This window comes from Pseudomonas sp. FA-1 (assembly GCF_056856075.1).
Window position 1 is genome coordinate 146,233 of sequence record NZ_JBWXTH010000001.1, and the last position, 19,885, is coordinate 166,117.

A 19,885-nucleotide genomic window follows, 5' to 3' on the forward strand; every position below is an offset into this window, starting at 1 on the left:
TCATCGACCGCGCAGGAAGAGTTTGTCCAGGTCATCCAGCCCAAGCTGGGTCCAGGTCGGGCGGCCGTGGTTGCACTGGCCGCTGCGCTCGGTGTTTTCCATGTCGCGAAGCAGCGCGTTCATCTCGGGAATGGCCAGGCGGCGGTTGGCGCGCACGGCGCCATGGCAGGCCATGGTGCCGAGCAGTTCGTTAAGGTGCGCTTGAATGCGGTCACTGGTGCCGTACTCCATCAGGTCGGCCAGCACGTCCTGCACCAGGCGGTTGGCCTCGGCCTGCTTGAGCAAGGCGGGGATCTGCCGGATCGCCAGGGTTTCAGGCCCCAGGCGCTGCAACTCGAAGCCCAGGCGCTGGAACCATTGGGCATGCTCCTCGGCACAGTCGGCTTCGCGCTGGCTGAGCGCCAGCGACTCGGGCACCAATAGTGGCTGACCACTCAGGCCTTCGCTGGCCATGGCCACTTTCAATCGCTCGTACATGATCCGCTCGTGGGCGGCGTGCATGTCCACCAGCACCAGGCCCACAGCGTTCTCGGAAAGGATATAGATGCCCTTGAGCTGGGCCAGGGCGTAGCCGAGCGGCGGCACATCGCCTTGGCTCTGCGGCAATGCCACCGGCGCTGCGGCGCCGTTTTCCAGCGGGGCGAAGAACTCACGGTAGACCGCCTGGGCTTCGGCGGCAGGTACCGGTTGCGAAGGCCGAGGCGTGTACTGGTACTGGTAGCCCGAGCCACTACCACCCGCGAACGCCTGACGCGGTTCGGCCTGGGGCTGTTCGAGCACCGGCGAGGCCAGGCGCATCTCGCCCTGGGGGCCGAACTCGCCCACCTGCAGCCCAGTGGGGCGTACGATCTCGGTGGCCGCGGCCGGCGCGGCCAGCTGGTCTTCCGGGCGCACGTCCGCCAGGGCACGGTGCAGCGTGCCATAAAGGAAGTCATGGACCATGCGCCCTTCGCGGAAGCGCACTTCGTGCTTGGTCGGGTGGACGTTGACGTCCACGCCGTTGGGCTCGAGTTCCAGGAACAGCACGAAGGTGGGGTGCCGGCCATTGAACAGCACGTCGCGGTACGCCTGGCGCACTGCGTGAGCCACGAGCTTGTCGCGCACGGCGCGGCCGTTGACGAAGAAGTACTGCAGGTCCGCCTGGCTGCGCGAGAAGGTCGGCAGGCCAACCCAGCCCCACAGCCGCAAGCCATTACGCTCGACATCGATCGGCAGCGCTTGCTCGAGGAAGCCTGGGCCACAGATGGCGCCCACCCGGCGTGCCCGGGTGATCTCATCGGGTGCCTCGTGCAGGCTCAGGACGCTCTTGCCGTTGTGGCGCAGGTGGAAGGCGACGTCGAAGCGCGCCAGGGCCAGGCGACGGATGACTTCCTGCAGGTGATCGAACTCGGTCTTCTCCGACTTCAGGAACTTGCGCCGGGCCGGGGTATTGAAGAACAGGTCGCGCACTTCCACCGAGGTACCGACAGGGTGTGCCGCCGGTTGCACCCGCGGGGTCATGTCCCGGCCTTCGGTCTCCACCTGCCAGGCCTCACCGGCATTGGCGGTGCGCGAGGTCAGGGTCAGGCGCGCCACCGAGCTGATCGAGGCCAGGGCCTCGCCGCGAAAGCCCAGGCTCAGCACGCCTTCGAGATCCTCCAGCTCACGGATCTTGCTGGTGGCGTGGCGGGCCAAGGCCAGCGGCAGGTCGTCGGCAGCGATACCGCCACCGTCGTCACGCACACGCAGCAGCTTCACCCCGCCCTGCTCGACCTCCACGTCGATGCGACGGGCACCGGAGTCGAGGCTGTTCTCCAGTAGTTCCTTGGCCACCGAGGCGGGGCGCTCGACCACCTCGCCGGCGGCGATCTGGTTGGCCAGCCGCGGGCTGAGCAGCTGGATGCGCGAACCACCACTCATCGCTGGGACGCCAGGGTGGTGCCGGGAATGTCGAGGTGCTGGCCGACCTTCAGCTCATCGCTCTTGAGGCTGTTGGTGCTGCGCAGGCTCGCCACACTGACCTGGTAGCGCACGGCGATCATGGCCAGGGTTTCGCCCGGGCGCACGGTGTGCTCGCGCGGCCCTTGGGCAATCTTGCCGCTGTCACGCAGCCAGGCGATGTAGGTGCCCGGCGGCGGGCTCTGCTGGAAGTACTGACGCACCCCGGTATGGATCGAGCGGGCCAGGGCCTGCTGGTGGCTCTTGGTCGCCAGCTTGGCCGCTTCGTTGGCATTGGAGATGAACCCGGTTTCGACGAGGATCGACGGAATGTCAGGCGACTTCAGCACCATGAACCCAGCTTGTTCCACACGCCGCTTGTGCAGCGGTGTGATGCGGCCCATGTTGCCCAGCACTTTCTGCCCCACATCGAGGCTGGAACTCAAGGTAGCGGTCATCGACAGGTCCAGCAGCACGCCAGCGAGCATGCGATCCTTGTCGTCCAGGCTGACGTTGCCGGCGCCACCGATCAGATCGGAGCGGTTTTCCGTGTCGGCCAGCCAGCGCGCGGTCTCGGACGTTGCGCCGCGGTCGGACAGGGCGAACACCGAGGCGCCGAAGGCGGCCCGCGACGGCGCGGCGTCGGCATGAATCGAAATGAACAGGTCGGCACCCTTCTTGCGGGCGATCTCGGTGCGTTTGCGCAGCGGGATGAAATAGTCGCCGGTACGGGTCAGCTCGGCGCGGTAGCCCTTCTCGGTATTGATCTGGCGCTGCAGCTCGCGAGCGATCTGCAGCACGATGTCTTTTTCATGCTGGCCGCGCGAACCGGAGGCGCCCGGGTCTTCCCCGCCGTGGCCGGCGTCGATGGCGACGACGATGTCACGCTTACCGCTCGGCACCGGCGGCAGCTTGATCGCTGGCTGTGCTGGGGTCACCGGCACAGCCGGGGTGCTGGCGGGCGTACGCGTGGTCGGGGGCGGAGGCGGCGCGCTGGCGGCGATGGCATCGGCTTCCTGGTCGTACAGGTCGACCACCAGCCGGTTGCCATACTGGGCGTTGGGCGCCAGGGTGAAGCTCTTGGGCGTGACGGCCTTCTTCAGGTCGACCACCACCCGCAGGTCGGTGGGGGTACGCTGGGCCGAACGTACGCTGCTGATCGGCGTATTGGAGGTGGCCACGTTCAGGGCGCCACCCAAAGTGGCCCCGTTGATATCGATGACCAGGCGGTCTGGCGCGGTCAGGGTGAAGACGCTGTGCTGCACAGGGCCTGACAGGTCGAAGACCAGCCGCGTGTTGTCCGGTGCGCGCCACAGACGCATGCTCTTGACTTGTGTGACGGCCAGAGCGTCAACGGTCACCGCTGTCAGCAGCAGCCCCACGACGGCGACCAGTGCGCGTATGCGCATACCTAACCCCATTTACTGTTTGAATTCTGTGGCCAGGGCGGCGCACCAGGCCTCACCGCGCTCCCCCTGCGGCGAAAGGGTCAGCGAACGTCCGCTCGCTTGCGGGCTTATGGTAATGGTCAGGTCGGGCTTTGGCAAAACGCCCGCGCCCTTCTCTGGCCATTCGAACAGGCACAATGGGTCCCCTTCGAAGTAATCGCGGATACCCATGAACTCCAGCTCTTCCGGATCGACCAGGCGGTACAGGTCGAAATGATAGGCACGCACCTCGCCGATTTCGTAGGGTTCGACCACGGTGAAAGTCGGGCTCTTGACCGCACCGGTGTGGCCCAGGCCACGGATCAGCCCGCGCGAGAGCGTAGTCTTGCCGGCGCCCAGGTCGCCTTCGAGAAAGATCACGCCATGACCGCCGGTCACCTCGGCCAAACGTGCGCCGAATGCCACGGTGGCCGGTTCGTCGGCCAGAAACAAGGTTATACCTGACACGCTGAATGCTCCTCCAACAATTCACGAATGACCGGAACCAGGTCGCTGGCTGCCAGGCCCCTGCCCTTGCCCCCCAGACGCTCGCCGGCGCAGGCATGCAGCCACACACCCAGGCATGCGGCAGCCCAGGCGTCCATCCCCTGGGCCAGCAGGGCCGCCAGCACGCCGGTCAGCACATCGCCCAGGCCCGCGCCGGCCATCGCCGGGTGGCCACGCCCGCACAGGGCCAGCTCGCCGCTCGGCGCGGCCACCAGAGTACCGGCCCCCTTGAGCACGCAGATGCTGGCATGCTTGCGCGCCAGCTTGCGGGCCGCGCCCGGCCGGTCGGCCTGCACCGCCTCGGTGGAAATACCCAACAGGCGAGCGGCCTCGCCCGGGTGCGGGGTGAGGATGCTGCCACTGGGCAGGGCCAGAGGCCGATGCGCCAGCAGGTTCAGGGCGTCGGCGTCCCAGACCTGCGGCAGGTGGGCATTGGCCGCCGCCGACAACAGGCTGCGCCCCCAGGCAGCCTGGCCCAGCCCGGGGCCGACCACCAGCACCGAGGCACGCTCGAGCACGCCCATCAGCTGGTTGGCCGACTCCACCCCTCGCCACATGGTTTCCGGCAGGCGGGTCAGGCCAGCAGCGACATGCTCAGGACGAGTGGCCACGCTCACCAGGCCGGCGCCGCAACGCAAGGCGGCCTCGGCACTGAGCATCACCGCTCCGCCGGTGCCCAGGTCGCCGCCGATCACCAGCACATGGCCGAAATCGCCCTTGTGGGCGTCGGCGCGGCGTGGTGCCAGGTGGGCTGTGTTCACGCTGCTGAGCAGTTGTGGGGCGTTACCGGGGTGTTTGGTCTGGGGCATGGGGTCAAAGGCTCCGATGTCTGGCAGAATTATACGCACCTCCGCCTGTATTGCCTTGTCCATCCATGTCCGCTTGCCTTCCTGACCTTCCCACGCTGGCCCAATCGATCAAGGATTGGGGCCGCGAACTCGGATTCGCCCACGTCGGCATCGCCGGCGTGGCGCTTGGCGAGCATGAACAACACCTGCAACGCTGGCTGGCAGCCGGCTACCAGGGCGAGATGGACTACATGGCCGCCCATGGCAGCAAGCGCGCCCACCCGGATGAGCTGATACCCGGCACCTTGCGGGTGATATCGCTGCGCATGGACTACCTGCCCGGCGACACCCTCATGGCCCAGCGGCTGGCGCAGCCTGAAAAAGCCTATATCTCCCGCTACGCCCTGGGTCGCGACTATCACAAGCTGGTGCGCAAGCGCGTGCAGCACCTGGCCGAACGCATCCAGCAGGCGATCGGCCCCTTCGGTTTTCGCGCCTTCGTCGACAGCGCCCCGGTGCTGGAAAAAGCCATCGCCGAGCAGGCCGGCCTGGGCTGGATCGGCAAGAACACCCTGCTGCTCAACCGCAAGGCGGGCAGCTATTTCTTCCTCGCCGAGCTGTTCGTCGACCTGCCCCTGCCGGTCGACGAGGCCCAGGTGACCGAGCATTGCGGCCGCTGCCAGGCGTGCCTGGACATCTGCCCGACCAAGGCCTTCGTCGGGCCGTACGTACTCGACGCCCGGCGCTGCATTTCCTACCTGACCATCGAACTCAAGCAGGCGATTCCGGTCGAGTTGCGCCCGATGATCGGCAACCGGGTGTTCGGCTGCGACGACTGCCAGATCGTCTGCCCGTGGAACCGCTTTGCCCGGCCGACCCAGGAGAACGACTTCAAGCCGCGCCATGGGCTGGACAACGCAGAACTGGCCGAGCTGTTCCTGTGGGACGAGGCCACCTTCCTTGGCCGAACAGAAGGCTCGCCGCTTCGCCGCGCCGGCTATGAACGGTGGCTGCGCAACTTGGCGGTAGGGCTTGGAAATGCGCCGACCAGCATTCCCGTGGTGGAAGCCTTGCGCGCGCGGCGCGAGCACCCGTCGGAGCTGGTGCGCGAGCATGTGGAGTGGGCGTTGGCGCAGCATGAAAAAACCAGCGTGGCTGAGCCGCCCCCAATCGCCGGCAAGCCGGCTCCCACCAGGCCTGCACCGCCATAGCGGTGGGAGCCGGCTTGCCGGCGATCGAGCCCGAAGGCCGTAGTCACTGCTGGTCGTTGTAGTGGAACTTGGGCATCTCCCAATGGAACCGGATCGCCAGCAGGCGCACCAGGAACCCGCCGAACAAGGTCAGCAGCATGGCCTGCTCGGCCGGCACCTTGAAGTACACGCACCCCAGGTAGAACCAGGCCGCGGCGAACGACACGCTGGCATACAGCTCGCGGCGGAACACCAGGGGAATGTCGTTGCAGAAGATATCCCGCAGGATGCCGCCGAACACCCCGGTGATCACCCCGCTGATCGACGCCACCAGCATGCCCTGGCCCATCTCCAGGGCCGTCATGCAGCCGATCAGGGTGAAGGCCACCAGCCCCAGGGCGTCGAGCACCAGGAATAGCGAGCGCAGGTGGCGCATCAGCGGCGCGATGAAGATGGTCAGCAGCGCCGCGAAGCTGGTCAGCACCAGATACTCGGGATGCTTCACCCAAGTCAATGGGTAATGCCCCAGCAACACGTCGCGCACCGACCCGCCGCCCAAGGCGGTGACGCAGGCGATCAGCACCACGCCGAACCAGTCCATGCCGCGACGGCCTGCCGAAAGCGCGCCGGTCATGGCTTCGGCGGTGATGGCGACGAGATAGAGCATCAACAACATGGTGCGTGTCCGTGGGAAAAAGGCGCGCAGTCTACCCACTCCCGGTGCTTCTAGCCATGTGCCATGCGCACCCGCCGTGGGTTACAGCTTGATGAAGTGCTCGCGGTAGTGGCGCAGCTCGGCGATCGACTCGCGAATGTCGTCCAGGGCCAGGTGGGTCCCGCCCTTCTTGAAGCTGTCACGCACCTGCGGCGCCCAGCGCGCGGCCAGCTCCTTGAGGGTGGAGACGTCCAGGTTGCGATAGTGGAAAAAGCCTTCCAGCTTCGGCATGTGGCGATAGAGGAAACGCCGGTCCTGGCAGATGCTGTTGCCGCAGATCGGCGACTTGCCCTTGGGTACCCACTGCTCGAGGAAGGCCAACGTCTGCGCCTCGGCCTCGGCCATGTCGATACGGCTCTCGCGCACGCGCTGGGTCAGGCCCGAAGCGCCATGGGTGCGGGTGTTCCAATCGTCCATCCGCGCCAGCACCTCGTCGCTGTGGTGGATGGCGATCACCGGGCCTTCGGCCAGGGTGTTCAGCTCGCTGTCGGTAACGATGGTGGCCATCTCGATGATGACGTCGTTGTCCGGATCCAGGCCGGTCATTTCCAGATCGATCCAGATCAGGTTCTGTGGGTTCTGCATGAAAGGGCTCCTCGAATAGGCGGTCATATTAGCCTAGGCGCGGCCCTTCGTGCCGCAAACGCCAGCGCAAGTGTCCGCGCCGGACCGTGCTAAACTGCCAGCCGTTTTCTTCCTGCCCCGCCGATACGGAACATTCATGGCCAAACGCCAGCTCAACCGCCGCCAGAACTGGCGCATCGAAAAAATCCAGGGCGAGCGCGCTGCTCGCGCCGCCAAACGCGAACAACATGCCCTGCAGGAGCTGGAGGGCGGCGACCTGGGCCCTGAACAGCTGGGGTTGGTGATCGCCCATTTCGGTGTGCAGGTGGAGGTCGAAGCCCAGGATGGCGAAGCGGCGGGCCAGGTGTTTCGGTGCCATCTGCGGGCCAACCTGCCGGCTCTGGTCACCGGTGACCGCGTGGTGTGGCGCGCCGGCAACCAAGGCAATGGCGTGATCGTCGCACAGATGCCACGCACGGCCGAACTGTGTCGGCCGAACAACCATGGTCAGCTCAAGCCGGTGGCGGCCAATGTCGATCTGATCGTGATCGTCTTCGCCCCGGCGCCCGAGCCCCAGGCCAACCTGATCGACCGCTATCTGGTGGCCGCCGAGCATGCAGGCATCCGCCCGTTGCTGCTGCTGAACAAGGCCGACCTGATCGATGAGCGCAACGGCCCGACCATCGAGGCCCTGCTGGCGGTCTACCGCGACCTGGGCTACCCGCTGCTGGAGGTTTCGGCTCATCAGGGCGATGGCATGCAACGCCTTCAGCAGATGCTCGATACGCACACCAGCGTGTTCGTCGGCCAGTCGGGCGTGGGCAAGTCGTCGTTGGTCAACAGCCTGCTGCCCGAGGTACAGACCCGTGTGGGCGACCTCTCCGAGTGGTCTGGCCAGGGCACGCACACCACCACCACCGCGCGCCTGTACCACTTCCCCAACGGCGGCGACCTGATCGACTCGCCGGGCATCCGCGAATTCGGCCTGGGCCATGTCAGTCGTGATGACGTCGAAGCCGGGTTCATCGAGTTCCGCGACCTGATCGGCCACTGCCGCTTCCGCGATTGCAAGCATGCCCGAGAGCCTGGGTGCGCCTTGCTCCAGGCCCTGGAGGACGGGCGCGTCACGCCGCAGCGTATGAACAGCTACCGCTCGATCATCGCCAGCTTACCGCAGGATAGCTACTGACGCTGGCGATCCTGGGGCCGCTTTGCGGCCCATCGCGGCGCAAGGCCGCTCCTACAGTGTTGCGCGGCCATCATTCCTGGGCGTCGTCCATCTTCAGGACGCCATCCTCGAAGATGTTCAGCTTCTGGCGCAGCTCCCGCGGCTGCATCGGTACCTGGGCGCTGTCGCCCTGGGCAGGCGCTGCCGGCGCCTGGGCACCCGACGGAGCCGGTTCGGCCGGCGTCTGGGGCGTGCTCTGTTCACCCTCGATGTCGCGTTGGGCCTTCTTGGTCAGGACGATGATGTCGATGCGACGATTCACCGGGTTGAACGGATCGTTGCGGTCGAACAGCGACGATGAGGCATAACCGACCACTCGTGCCACCTGGTCGTCCGGATACCCCCCCGCCACCAACGCCCGGCGCGCCGCGTTGGCACGGCTGGCCGACAGTTCCCAGTTGCCGAACTCCCCGGTGCCGGCATAAGGCTTGGCATCGGTATGGCCACTGATGCTGATCTTGTTCGGCACCGCCTTGATGGTGTCGGCCATGGCCAGCAGGATGTCCTCGAAGTAAGGCTGCAGACGCGCGCTGCCCAGGTCGAACATCGGCCGGTTCTCGGCGTCCATGATCTGGATCCGCAGGCCGTCCTGGGTGATCTCGAACAGGATCTGGTCCTTGAACTTCTGTAGCTGCGGGTTTTCCTCGACCTTGTTCTGCAGCTCCTGCAACAGCAGCTGCAAGCGCTCCTGTTCGACCTGGTCGGCCAAGGTCTCGACTTGGTCCTTGTCCAGCTGGATGCTGGTGTTCGGCGTCGGCTCGGACTTCTCCTCGGGGTTGATGGTCTTCTCCGGCGCCAGCTGCGGCGAGCCGCCGAGGTCGATCACGTAGGGCGTGCCGCTCTCGGAGAAGCCGATCGGGTCCTTGAAGTAACCTGCGATGGCGATTTTCTGCTCGGGCGTAGCCGTGGACAGCAGCCAGAGCACCAGGAAGAACGCCATCATCGCCGTGGCGAAGTCGGCGAAGGCGATCTTCCAGGAGCCGCCGTGGTGGCCGTCGCCATAGCGTTTGACGCGCTTGACGATGATGGGCTGGTTGTTCTCCATGGCTCAGCGACCGCGGACCGCTTGTTCCAGCTCGGCGAAGCTCGGGCGGTGCGACGGGTACAGCACCTTGCGCCCGAACTCCACGGCCAGCGACGGCGGCATGCCCGACGCCGAAGCCACCAGCGAAGCCTTTATCGCCTCGTACACGTTCAGCTCTTCCTTGGCATCGTGGCGCAGGGCGTTGGACAGCGGGCCGAAGAAACCGTAGGCGGCCAGGATACCGAAGAAAGTACCGACCAACGCCGCGCCCACGTGCAGGCCGATGGACTTCTGGTCGCCATCGCCCAGCGAGGCCATGGTCACCACGATGCCCAGCACCGCCGCGACGATACCGAAGCCAGGCATGGCGTCGGCCACGCTGGTGACGGCGTGGGAGGGATGCTCGAGCTCTTCCTTCAGGCTCAGCAGCTCCATGTCGAACAGCCCCTCGAGCTCGTGGGGGGCCATGTTGCCGGTGGACATGATGCGCAGGTAGTCGCAGATGAACGCGGTCATGCGCTCATCACCCAGTACCGCCGGGTACTTGGCGAAGATCGGGCTGGCCGCCGGGTCCTCGATGTCCCCCTCGATGGCCATCATGCCTTCGCGGCGGCTCTTGTTGAGGATCTCGTAGACCAGGCCCAGCACCTCCAGGTAGAAGGTATGGGTGAAACGGGTGCCGAACATCTTCAGCGACTTCTTGATCACATGCATGGTCATGTGACCGGGGTTGGCCTGAAGGAACGCACCGAAGGCCGCACCGCCGATGATCAGCACTTCGAACGGCTGGATCAATGCCGCGATCTTGCCGTGGGAAAGTACGTATCCGCCGAGCACGCTCGCGAATACGACGATGATGCCGATAATTTTAGCCATAGGTTCAGGGCACTTGCTGTCGTGGTCGGGATGAGGGACGGGAGCTTTGAAACTCTTCTTCTACTTATCGGCAGAACTGCGCCAGACTATAGCCACAAATAACGAAAAGCCAGTTTGGACTGATGTCAAAATGCCAATGGACGCTAAGGTGCCAAACCAGATTCCGCGTACGCTCGATGCCTGGGTAAAGCTGCTCGATGGCATCCGCCTGCCGGTGCCCAAGGAGAGCCACGACCGGGTGTTGTCGGCCATCAACGATAGCCGCCGCTCTCTGCGGGACATTGCCGAACTGATGCAAGACAGCCCCGCCCTGGTGCTGTCGGTGATGCGCGAGGCCAACCACCCGGCCAATGCCAGCCAGGCCGAGCCTGCCGAAAGCCTCGAAATCGCCCTCAACCGCCTGGGCCTGGCGCGCAGCGCCAACCTGCTGGCACGCCTGCCCGCGGTGCCGGGCCAGGACATCCCGCCGGTGCTGCGCCAGTTCCTGCTGATCAGCCAGCATGCCGCGCAACAGGCCAGCGGCCTGTTCGCCAGCCGCCTGGCACGGCTGTGGCAGGAGATCCATTGGGGCAGCCTGCTGTTCCTGTCACCGCTGTGGCCTATGGCGCAAGCCTTTCCCAAGCTGCTCGATACCTGGGAGCTGCGGGTCATCCACAAGGGCGAGGACGCCGCCGAAGTCGAGCTCGCGCTGTTCGGCGTACGCATCATGCAACTGTGCCAGGCCGTGGCCGAACACTGGCGGCTGCCGGAATGGGTGACCCAGGGCTATCGCCTGCTGCTCGATGAGCGCGAACAGCTGGCCCAGGTGCTGGCCATCGCCCGCGAGCAGGACAGCTTCACCCAACAGCAGCGCCTGGACGACGAGCCCGGGCTGCGCCGCTGGTTCAACCAGCCGGCCAATACCGTGCTGCTGGCCAACGGCCTGGCGCTGGCCGCCCAGGTGGGCTGGGACAACCCGCACCTGCTGCGCTGGCAACTGCTGACCGCCCTGTACCTGCAGACATCGCTCGACGACGTGCAACAGCAGGTCCACCAGCAGGCCGCCGCCAGCGCCCGCCACCATGCCCGGCATGCCCTGTTCCACCCCGCCGAGGCGCTGATCTGGCCCTGGCAGCAACGCCGGCCGCATCCGGACATGCTCGAACCGCCACCGCCCACCACCCAGGACCTGGCGCGCTGGCGCACGCTGTGTGGCGAGCTGCTGGCCCAGCCCAGCCCGTTCGGCACGAGCCTGCACCTATGCACCCAGGCTCGCGACGCTCTGCTGGCCTGCGGTATGCAACGGGTGATTCTGCTGACCCTGGACAAGGCCACCGAATCCCTGCGCGTGCAACAGACCGCCGGCCTGCCAACGGAGGTCGCGGCCCTGGTACTGCCCCTGGCCGGCAGCAAATTGCTGCAACGCCTGATGACCAAGGCGGCGCAGCTGCGCTTGACACCAGACAACCACGCCCAGTCCTCGGCCTTGCTGCCAGCCCCGCTGTGGGCCGCCATCGGCAGTGAGCATGTGCTGCTGCGTTCGCTGGCGGTCAATGGCCAAACGGTGATGCTGGTGATCGCAGACCAGGGCGGCAAACCGTTGGCCGATGTCACCGTGCAAGCCTTTGGCAAGACCGCGCAATGCACCGAGCGTGCCCTGGCTGCCTTTGCCAACCGCAACGCCTGAGCCTTGCGCTACAATCGCTCCCTCAATTCCACCCTGGAGACCGTGGATGACTGACTTTTCCGGCTTGCCCCTGGTGATCGAACCGGCCGACCTGCTGCCGCGCCTGGGTTCGCCACAGCTGATCGTGGTCGACCTGACCAGCGCCAACCGCTATGGCAGCGGTCATGTCCCCGGCGCGCGCTTCGTCGACCCCAAGCGCACCCAGCTGGGCCAGCCACCGGCGCCAGGCCTGCTGCCGGCGCGCGCCGACCTGGAAAAGCTCTTCGGCGAGCTCGGCCACCGCGACGACGCGGTCTACGTGGTATACGACGACGAGGGCGGCGGCTGGGCCGGGCGCTTCATCTGGTTGCTCGACGTCATCGGCCACAAGGGCTACCACTACCTCAACGGCGGCATTCAGGCCTGGCCGGCTGATAAGCTCTCAACCGATGTACCTGCCAGCGCGGCTGGCCCGGTCAGCCTGCAACTGCATGCAGAGCCCACCGCCACCCGCGAATACCTGCAAAGCCGACTGGGCGCGGCCGACCTGGCCATCTGGGACGCCCGCAGCCCCGGCGAGTACAAGGGCGAGAAAGTCCTGGCAGCCAAAGGCGGGCACATTCCCGGCGCGGTCAACTTCGAGTGGACCGCAGGCATGGACCTGAACGACCATCTGCGCATCCGCCCGGACATGGCCGACATCCTGCAACAACTCGGCATCACCCCGGACAAGGAAGTGATCACTCACTGCCAGACCCACCACCGTTCCGGCTTCACCTACTTGGTGGCCAAAGCCCTCGGCTATCCACGGGTCAAGGCCTATGCCGGCTCCTGGGGCGAGTGGGGCAACCACCCGGACACGCCTGTAGAAGTTTGAATTTCCAAGGAAACCCAATGAAATCCCGCTTGTTCATCATCAGCCAGTACCTGCTGCCGCACCACCTGCTGTCGCGGCTGGCCGGCTGCGTCGCCGAGTGCCGCGCGCGCTGGTTCAAGAATGCCTTCACCGCCTGGTTCGCCAAGCGCTACCAGGTGAACATGTCCGAGGCGCTGGTCGAGGACCTGACCGCCTACGAACACTTCAACGCCTTCTTCACCCGCGCGCTCAAGCCGGGGGCACGCCCACTGGACGAGACCCCGGGCGCCATCCTCTGCCCGGCAGACGGTGCAGTCAGCCAGCTCGGCCCGATCGAGCATGGCCGCATCTTCCAGGCCAAGGGCCATAGCTTCAGCGCCCTCGAGCTGTTGGGCGGCGACCCGCTGATGGCCGCGCCGTTCATGGGCGGAGAGTTCGCCACCATCTACCTGTCTCCCAAGGACTACCACCGCGTGCACATGCCACTGGCCGGCACCCTGCGCGAAATGGTCTACGTGCCGGGCCGACTGTTCTCGGTCAACCAAACCACCGCCGAGAATGTCCCCGAACTGTTCGCCCGTAACGAGCGGGTGGTGTGCCTGTTCGACACCGAGCGCGGGCCGATGGCCGTGGTACTGGTCGGGGCGATGATCGTCGCGTCGATCGAAACGGTGTGGGCCGGCTTGGTCACGCCGCCCAAGCGTGAGGTGAAAACCTTCCGCTACAACGAAGGCAGCCGTGCGCCGATCCATCTGGAAAAGGGCGCGGAATTGGGGCGTTTCAAGCTGGGATCGACCGCCATCGTGCTGTTCGGGCCCGAGCAGGTGAAGTGGGCTGAGAGCCTGGGTGCAGGTTCGGCGGTACGCATGGGTGAGCTGCTGGCACAGCCTGCCCAGGGCTGAGTGCTTGCCGCGAGGGTTTCGGCGCCTGTTAGATCGAGCGCCGCCCGCGCGGCGCTCGATTTCAAGATCGCCGAAGTCCTCCCGCCGAACCTTCAGCTACGGGCATCACGATCGCGCATGCCCAGCAGGTACAGCACACCGTCCAGCCCCAAGGTCGAAATCGCCTGCTTGGCCGACTGGCGCACCAGCGGCTTGGCGCGGAACGCGACGCCCAGGCCGGCCAGGGACAGCATCGGCAGGTCATTGGCGCCATCGCCCACGGCGATGGTCTGCTCCAGCTGCAAGCCCTCTTCACCGGCCAACTGCTGCAGCAGCTCGGCCTTACGCTGGGCATCGACGATCGGCTCGACCGCAACGCCGGTCACCTTGCCATCGACCACTTCCAGTTCGTTGGCAAATACATAGTCGATGCCAAGGCGCGCCTGCACCTGCTTGGCGAAATAGGAAAAACCACCGGAAAGGATGGCCGTCTTGTAGCCCAGGCGCTTGAGCTCGGCGAACAGGTGCTCGGCACCTTCGGTCAGGCGCAGGGACGCGCCGATCTCGTCCAGCACGCCAACATCCAAGCCTTTGAGCAGAGCCATACGCTCCTTGAAGCTGGCGCGGAAATCCAGCTCGCCACGCATGGCGCGCTCGGTGATCGCAGCCACCTGCTCGCCCACCCCGGCAGCCTTGGCCAGCTCGTCGATCACCTCGGCCTCGATCAGTGTCGAATCCATGTCGAACACCGCCAGGCGGCGGTTGCGGCGGAACAGGTCGTCTTTCTGGAAGGCGATGTCGATGTCCAGCGCCTCGGCCAGGGCGAAGAAGTCGGCGCGCAGGGCCTGGGCGTCGCTCGGCTCGCCACGCACGGAAATTTCCAGGCTGGCCTTGCTCTTCTCCATCGGAGCATCCAGCGCCACGCGCGAGGACAGGCGCTCGATACGCTCGATCGTCAGGCCGTACTGGCTGATCACCGCGCTCACCCGCTGCAGCTGCTCGGGCGTCACCTTGCGGCTGAGCAGGGTGACGATATGGCGCGCCTCGCCCTGGCTGTCGGCCCAGTGCTGGTAGTCGGCCTCGGAAATCGGCGTGTAACGGGCTTGCAGGTTCAGCTCGTGGGCCTTGGCCTGCACGCTTTGCAGCAGCTGGGTAGCCACTTCGTTGTCCGGAATGTCGACCAGGATGCCGAAGGACAGGGTACCGTGCATCACCGCCAGGCCGATGTCGAGGATGTTCACACCGCCCTGAACCAGGACGCCGGTAAGGGCCGCAGTGAGACCTGGACGGTCTTCACCAGTGATGTTGATCAGGACGATTTCGCGCAAGACCGGGCTCCGACTTCGATGAAAAATGCGCATTCTACCGATTTTCCGTGATGATCGGGCAGCATCGATACTTTGCCGACAAAACACGGCTCGCTATACTGCGCAACACCTTTTTCGCCATAAAGAGCCGCGCTCTGTGAACCGGCCCACGCCCGTCAAACCTGATAATTTCTTCGTGATGATCTTCCGAGCCCTCAGCCAGCGTCGCGTTCCCCTGGCCCTGCGCATCGCCAGCACCAATATCTTCCTGGTGGCCCTGGCGCTGGTGATCTATGCCTGCGTCATGGGCCTGCAGTTCCGGCAGGCCATGCACGAACAGGCGGACGCCCTCGGCCAGAGCCTGACCATCCAGACCGCCACCTCAGCGACCGAGCTGCTGGTGTCCAACGACATCCTCAGCCTCAACGTGCTCCTGGGCAACCTGGTGAAGAACCCGCTGGTGGCTCATGCGGCCATCTACAGCGTGGACAACCGCATCCTCGCTGAGGCCGGCCAGCGACCGAAGAACAGCCTGCTGGGTGAGGCCGAAGGGCTCTACCAGACCAAGATCACCTTCCAGGATGTGACCGCCGGGCAGTTGCGCATCAGCCTGGACATGACCCAGTTCCGCCAGCCGATGACCATCAGCCTGCAGAGCATGGGCATCCTGGGCGCGATCCTGTTGGCCTTGGCGCTGGCCTTGAGCTTGCGCCTGGGGCGTCACATCTCCACGCCGCTGCTGCAGCTGCGCGTATGGCTGCGTGACCCGCACCACTACACCCCCGGCACCGACCGCCAGGACGAGATCGGCGACCTGGCTCGCCAACTGCACACCCGTCTCGCCCCACCGCCGCCGGAACCTGAGGAAGTGGAAGAGGATGAATTCGACGTGGGCGAGGTGGATGAGCACGCCGCAGCGCCCAAGCCCTCGGCAAAAGCCAAGGCCACGACCAGCGATGACGAAGACGACGATGCCTTCGCCGACCTGATCGACACCGAGCAGAGCCCGGTCAAAGCGGCCGCGGTCGAGTCCGACGAACCGCAATATAGCGCCGTGCTGGCCGTGCAGCTGGGCTCCCAGGAACAGCTGCGCCGCTTGCCGCGCACCCGCCTGACCGAACTGCTGGAGCGCTACCGCGACTGCCTGGAGCAGGCGGCATCGCTGTACGAAGGGGAAACCCACACGCTCAAGGACGGCAGCACGCTGTTGCTGTTCCATAGCCGCGACTGCGGCGAAGACTACCTGACCAACGCCATCTGCTGTGGCGAGCTGCTGCGCGCCTTGGGCCATGCCCTGCAGATCGAGGTGGCCGACAGCGGCATCACCCTGCAGCTGCAACTGGGCCTGACCCTGGGTGACGACCTGCAAGGCCTGGAGCAGGTAGACCTGCTGATGGCGGAAAAGGCCCAGGACGCCCTGGCGCTGTCCCAGCACAGCCGCAACCTGCTGCTGGTGGAACGCAAGATCAGCGACGACGCCCTGATCCGCCAGCGTGCCCGTATCCGTCCTATCGCCAGCCCAGAAGGCGCCTGCTGTGTCGAACGCCTGATGGAGCCCTACCCGTCCATGCTCGAACGCCAGCTGGCCCGCATGCACGAACGCCGGGCTTTGTAGGAGCGGCCTTGCGCCGCGATGGGCCGCGAAGCGGCCCTGCCCCATGCAACCTCGATGCACCTGCGTCAACGAACGAAACGCCTGGTTTACGGCCGCTTCGCGCCCGATCGCGGCGCAAGGCCGCTCCTACAGGGAGAATTGGTCCTAATAAGCCACAAAAAAGCCCGCATCGCTGCGGGCTTTTTTGCGTCTGCCGGTCAGAACCGATAGACCTCCATGTCGGTCCGAATGGGCGAAGCCATGGGGATCTTCGGCTTCTCTGGCCCTTTCTTGACCTGGGTCGGTGCGGACTTCTTTGGCGGTGCTTCCTCGGCGATGGCCGGCTGGTTAGCCAGCGGCTTGACCGCCGCGCTGAGCTGCTCGGCCAGCTTCTGCAGCAATTGCCCCTGGGCCTGCACCTGGGACGACTCAGAGCCCTCGTGCGGTTGCTCCAGGTGCACGATGCGGTTGTCCCGCACCTTGCCGCGGCGATCGAGCAGACGCCATTGGGCATCCAGGATCGCCGGCTGGTTGCGGCCGGAGTCCAGGCGGGTGATCGACAGCAACACCTGCACATCCGGCGAGAAACCGGCGGTGGCCGGTGCCAGGACGACACGCTGGCTGTCCAGGCGCCAGGCGAGCTGACGCACCAGCAGTTGGTCGATGTCCGCCGAAAGGCTGCCCGCCCAACGACCGTCGGTCGCGGACGTCAGGCTGCCGTCAGGCTGACGCTGCAAGAAGGTTTCACGCTGAAGGTAATCGGCTACCGATACCGGGCCGAGTACGACGGCCATGCCGGCACTCTGCGAGGGCTGGCCTGGGTCACCACTGTCCAGCTGATACAAGGCCACCGGCTGATGCATGCTGCATCCGCTCAGTCCCAGCAGACCCGTCATCAACAGCGCAAATGGAAGGCGCAGAAATTTCATTCATCCCATCCAAGCGGTCGCCCCGGGGCAAACCGCAGTGATACTCATGTAGATTCTTGCAGGCACACAGCCACGCCGGCGCCGCAAGGGCACTATCATCCGCGAAATAACCGTCCGACTCCAGCATTTCTGCCTGGAATGACGCTGAAATTGCCGTTCCAGACAGACAGCCGGTTCACTCGGGGCGTTCCACCGCCATGCCATCGACCCGCTGGAAGCCGCGTGGCAGCTTGCTGCCGCGTCGGCCACGCTCACCTTTGTAATGCTCAAGGTCGTCGGGCTTGAGAGACAGAGTACGCTTGCCAGCCTGCAATACAAGCGTCGCACCCTCGCCCACGACGGCCAGATCGGTGACGAACTCTTCCCGGTTGGCGACCCGGTCCCCGGGTACGCCGATGATCTTGTTGCCCTTGCCCTTGCCCAGCTGCGGCAGGTCGCTGACCTTGAAGATCAACAGGCGGCCCTCGGTGGTCACGGCTGCCAGCCAGTCCTGCTCGCGGTCGGCTACAGGTCGCGGAGTCATCACCTTGGCTCCGTTGGGCAGGCTGAGCAGGCCCTTGCCGGCCTTGTTCTTGGCCTGCAGGTCCTCGCCCTTGACCACGAAACCATAGCCGGCATCGGACGCCACCACATAGAGCGCATCGTCCTCAGGCAACAGCACGCACTCGAAGGTCGCCCCTGGCGGCGGCGTCAGGCGCCCGGTCAGGGGCTCGCCCTGGCCGCGTGCCGACGGCAGGCTGTGGGCGGCCAGCGAGTAGCTGCGCCCAGTAGAGTCGATGAATACGGCGAACTGGTTGGAACGACCGGCGGCAGCGCCTTTGAAACCATCCCCGGCCTTGTAGGAAAGCCCGGTGGCGTCGATATCGTGGCCCTTGGCGCAGCGCACCCAGCCTTTTTCCGACAAGACGACGGTGACCGGCTCGGTCGGCATCAGCTCGTTTTCCGATAGGGCCTTGGCCTCGGCACGCTCGACAATCGGCGAACGGCGGTCGTCACCGTAGGTCTCGGCATCCTTGATCAGCTCGCTGCGCACCAGCTTGCGCAGCTTGGCGTCGCTGCCCAGCAGGGCCAGCAGCTTGGCCTGTTCCTTGAGCAGCTCATCCTGCTCGCCGCGGATCTTCATTTCCTCCAGGCGCGCCAGCTGGCGCAGGCGGGTCTCGAGGATGTAGTCGGCCTGGATCTCGGTCAGGTCGAAGCGGGCGATCAGGGCCTGCTTGGGGTGGTCTTCGGTGCGGATGATGTGGATCACTTCATCCAGGTTGAGGAAGGCGGTGAGCAAGCCTTCCAACAAGTGCAGGCGCTTCTCGACCTTGTCCAGGCGGTGCTGCAGGCGGCGGCGCACGGTGCCGATGCGGAACTGCAGCCACTCTTGCAGCAGGGCCCGCAAGTTCTTGAGCTGCGGGCGCCCGTCGAGGCCGATGATGTTGACGTTGACCCGGTAGCTGCTTTCAAGGTCGGTGGTGGCGAACAGGTGTTGCATCAGTTCGTCGGCATCCACGCGGTTGGAGCGCGGGATGATGACGATGCGGCACGGGTTCTCGTGATCGGACTCATCCCGTAGGTCGGCGACCATCGGCAGTTTCTTGGCCTGCATCTGCGCGGCGATCTGCTCCAGCACCTTGGCCCCGGAAACCTGGTGCGGCAACGCGGTGACGACGATGTCGCCATCCTCGACCCGGTATACGGCACGCATGCGGATCGAGCCGCGGCCGCTCTCGTAGAGCTTGAGGATTTCGGCACGCGGCGTGACGATCTCGGCCTCGGTCGGGTAGTCCGGGCCCTGGATGTGCTCGCACAGCTGCTCGATGGTAGCCTTGGGCTCATCCAGCAAGCGCACGCAGGCACTGGCGACTTCCCGCAGGTTGTGCGGCGGCACGTCGGTAGCCATGCCCACGGCGATACCGGTGGTGCCGTTGAGCAGGATGTTCGGCAGGCGCGCTGGCAGCACGGCTGGCTCCTGCAGAGTGCCGTCGAAGTTCGGCACCCAATCGACGGTACCCTGGCCCAGCTCGCTGAGCAGCACCTCGGAATAGCGCGACAGGCGCGCCTCGGTGTAACGCATGGCGGCGAACGACTTCGGATCGTCCGGCGCACCCCAGTTGCCCTGGCCGTCGACCAGGGTGTAGCGATAGCTGAACGGCTGCGCCATCAGCACCATGGCCTCGTAGCAGGCCGAGTCGCCGTGGGGGTGGAACTTGCCGAGCACGTCGCCGACGGTACGCGCCGACTTCTTGTGCTTGGCGTCGGCATCGAGCCCCAACTCGCTCATGGCATAGACGATACGTCGCTGCACCGGCTTCAGGCCGTCGCCGATATGCGGCAGGGCCCGATCCATGATCACGTACATGGAATAGTTGAGGTAGGCCTGTTCGGTGAAGTCAGCCAAGGATCGGCGTTCGACGCCTTCGAGACTGAGTTCCAGTGAGTCGCTCATGCG

17 protein-coding genes are annotated in these 19,885 nt (G+C 65.6%); 6 read left to right on the forward strand and 11 right to left on the reverse strand.

All coding sequences use genetic code 11. From position 1 onward, the window contains the following. The 4 genes from mutL to AC1MHZ_RS00700 are packed head-to-tail and all read right to left on the reverse strand — an operon-like array spanning position 1 to position 4,660. On the reverse strand, positions 1-1,899 hold the full coding sequence (gene mutL, locus AC1MHZ_RS00685; protein WP_084854169.1) for a DNA mismatch repair endonuclease MutL: 1,899 nt from the start codon (positions 1,897-1,899) through the stop codon (positions 1-3). Continuing rightward, positions 1,896-3,338: an N-acetylmuramoyl-L-alanine amidase gene (locus AC1MHZ_RS00690; RefSeq protein WP_172402933.1), complete on the reverse strand. Its 1,443-nt coding sequence runs from the start codon at positions 3,336-3,338 to the stop codon at positions 1,896-1,898. Before AC1MHZ_RS00690 ends, mutL begins: the two co-directional genes overlap by 4 nt. Then, positions 3,339-3,812, reverse strand: a complete 474-nt coding sequence (gene tsaE / locus AC1MHZ_RS00695; protein WP_084854165.1) for a tRNA (adenosine(37)-N6)-threonylcarbamoyltransferase complex ATPase subunit type 1 TsaE — start codon at positions 3,810-3,812, stop codon at positions 3,339-3,341. It lies immediately after the preceding gene. Continuing rightward, on the reverse strand, positions 3,800-4,660 hold the full coding sequence (locus tag AC1MHZ_RS00700; RefSeq protein WP_324816301.1) for an NAD(P)H-hydrate dehydratase: 861 nt from the start codon (positions 4,658-4,660) through the stop codon (positions 3,800-3,802). Before AC1MHZ_RS00700 ends, tsaE begins: the two co-directional genes overlap by 13 nt. Positions 4,661-4,725: 65 nt before the next feature. Here AC1MHZ_RS00700 and queG point away from each other — a divergent pair, with 65 nt between their 5' ends. Then, positions 4,726-5,850, forward strand: coding sequence for a tRNA epoxyqueuosine(34) reductase QueG (gene queG / locus AC1MHZ_RS00705; protein WP_084854160.1), 1,125 nt, complete (start codon positions 4,726-4,728; stop codon positions 5,848-5,850). Positions 5,851-5,893: 43 nt separating this feature from the next. Here the strand turns inward: queG and AC1MHZ_RS00710 are convergent, their stop codons facing one another. Continuing rightward, on the reverse strand, positions 5,894-6,505 hold the full coding sequence (locus tag AC1MHZ_RS00710; protein ID WP_070571131.1) for a trimeric intracellular cation channel family protein: 612 nt from the start codon (positions 6,503-6,505) through the stop codon (positions 5,894-5,896). 81 nt (positions 6,506-6,586) lie between these two features. Beyond that, positions 6,587-7,129, reverse strand: coding sequence for an oligoribonuclease (orn, locus tag AC1MHZ_RS00715; protein ID WP_084854159.1), 543 nt, complete (start codon positions 7,127-7,129; stop codon positions 6,587-6,589). Between the two features lie 136 nt (positions 7,130-7,265). Here orn and rsgA point away from each other — a divergent pair, with 136 nt between their 5' ends. Then, positions 7,266-8,297 (forward strand): small ribosomal subunit biogenesis GTPase RsgA, encoded by a 1,032-nt coding sequence (gene rsgA / locus AC1MHZ_RS00720; RefSeq protein ID WP_084854157.1) that lies wholly within the window; start codon positions 7,266-7,268, stop codon positions 8,295-8,297. Positions 8,298-8,367: 70 nt separating this feature from the next. On the opposite strand, the gene motB is transcribed toward rsgA, so the two are convergent. Together motB and motA are read right to left on the reverse strand one after the other, a co-directional pair. Further along, complete coding sequence (gene motB, locus AC1MHZ_RS00725) at positions 8,368-9,381, reverse strand: flagellar motor protein MotB (RefSeq protein ID WP_482965927.1); 1,014 nt, start codon at positions 9,379-9,381, stop codon at positions 8,368-8,370. 3 nt (positions 9,382-9,384) lie between these two features. Further along, entirely contained in the window at positions 9,385-10,236 is an 852-nt protein-coding gene (motA, locus tag AC1MHZ_RS00730) for a flagellar motor stator protein MotA (RefSeq protein WP_084854154.1), read from the reverse strand. 130 nt (positions 10,237-10,366) lie between these two features. Here motA and AC1MHZ_RS00735 point away from each other — a divergent pair, with 130 nt between their 5' ends. From AC1MHZ_RS00735 to asd, 3 genes are read left to right on the forward strand one after another with little or no spacing between them, the layout of a single operon-like run. After that, entirely contained in the window at positions 10,367-11,902 is a 1,536-nt protein-coding gene (locus tag AC1MHZ_RS00735) for an HDOD domain-containing protein (protein WP_482965928.1), read from the forward strand. Between the two features lie 46 nt (positions 11,903-11,948). Then, positions 11,949-12,758, forward strand: a complete 810-nt coding sequence (locus AC1MHZ_RS00740) for a rhodanese-like domain-containing protein (protein WP_084854150.1) — start codon at positions 11,949-11,951, stop codon at positions 12,756-12,758. A gap of 17 nt (positions 12,759-12,775) precedes the next feature. Next, on the forward strand, positions 12,776-13,639 hold the full coding sequence (gene asd, locus AC1MHZ_RS00745; RefSeq protein ID WP_084854148.1) for an archaetidylserine decarboxylase: 864 nt from the start codon (positions 12,776-12,778) through the stop codon (positions 13,637-13,639). 92 nt (positions 13,640-13,731) lie between these two features. Here asd and serB read toward each other — a convergent pair whose 3' ends face one another. Next, positions 13,732-14,946 carry a phosphoserine phosphatase SerB gene (gene serB, locus AC1MHZ_RS00750; RefSeq protein ID WP_482965929.1) on the reverse strand — a complete coding sequence of 405 codons (1,215 nt, stop codon included), beginning with the start codon at positions 14,944-14,946 and terminating at the stop codon, positions 13,732-13,734. A 136-nt stretch (positions 14,947-15,082) separates the two neighbouring features. On the opposite strand from serB, the gene AC1MHZ_RS00755 reads away from it, so the two are divergent. After that, positions 15,083-16,540 carry a histidine kinase gene (locus tag AC1MHZ_RS00755; protein WP_084854144.1) on the forward strand — a complete coding sequence of 486 codons (1,458 nt, stop codon included), beginning with the start codon at positions 15,083-15,085 and terminating at the stop codon, positions 16,538-16,540. A 197-nt stretch (positions 16,541-16,737) separates the two neighbouring features. On the opposite strand, the gene AC1MHZ_RS00760 is transcribed toward AC1MHZ_RS00755, so the two are convergent. Both AC1MHZ_RS00760 and parC read right to left on the reverse strand, forming a co-directional pair. Further along, positions 16,738-17,448 carry a PqiC family protein gene (locus tag AC1MHZ_RS00760; RefSeq protein ID WP_084854142.1) on the reverse strand — a complete coding sequence of 237 codons (711 nt, stop codon included), beginning with the start codon at positions 17,446-17,448 and terminating at the stop codon, positions 16,738-16,740. A 175-nt stretch (positions 17,449-17,623) separates the two neighbouring features. Beyond that, positions 17,624-19,882, reverse strand: a complete 2,259-nt coding sequence (gene parC, locus AC1MHZ_RS00765) for a DNA topoisomerase IV subunit A (RefSeq protein ID WP_224457105.1) — start codon at positions 19,880-19,882, stop codon at positions 17,624-17,626. Between the last annotated feature and the right edge of the window lie 3 nt (positions 19,883-19,885).